This is a genomic window from Methylocystis suflitae (assembly GCF_024448135.1).
GTDB lineage: Bacteria > Pseudomonadota > Alphaproteobacteria > Rhizobiales > Beijerinckiaceae > Methylocystis > Methylocystis suflitae.
Window position 1 is genome coordinate 1 of the sequence record NZ_JAMRYX010000107.1, and the last position, 553, is coordinate 553.

Annotated in this window: 1 protein-coding gene; it reads left to right on the forward strand. The window is 45.6% G+C overall.

The features are described 5' to 3' along the window. Positions 1–543: glycosyltransferase family protein (locus NEI07_RS09345; RefSeq protein ID WP_256034191.1), on the forward strand; the 543-nt coding region annotated here is incomplete at its 5' end. Positions 544–553: the final 10 nt, after the last annotated feature.

The following is a 553-nucleotide window of genomic DNA, read 5'->3' on the forward strand; positions in this document are numbered from 1 at the left end:
CTCGGCTGCTGCACCGCGTTTAAATCAATTATGATTCCTTTAATTATACCTGTTCCGGCCACGTACGGGCATGATGGCTGGATAAATAACTTAGCTGACGCCTTAGGATGTCGTAAATTTATCCGTACCGCCCTACAAGTGTATCGTCGACATTCTACCAATACATCCAACCACATCACTACGAGGATAAATTTGATCTCTCCTTTTGACTTGCTTAAGGTGCGGATTAAGGACTGGATAAAATCAGAAGGTTCTAAAGGCGGAGCCGCGGTGGCATGCGAGACCAGAATTATGCAGTTAGAAATATTGCGGTGCCGGATCGTCGATAGCGAGTCGTACTTAAGAGAAAAATGTGATTTACAATCATCAGCTGCGCGCGCGCGAGCTGAGATTGATCGAGCCATTGCTGCAAATACTGTACGTCTTGATTTTCAAAGGAGAGGAGCCCTCCGAAGAGTGATCGGGGCAACGATATTTTACATTAACGGTGGTTATCGAGAATTTGAGGGATGGAAAAGTTTTGCGAAGGATTTGTTGCGATGAGAGCGACAAG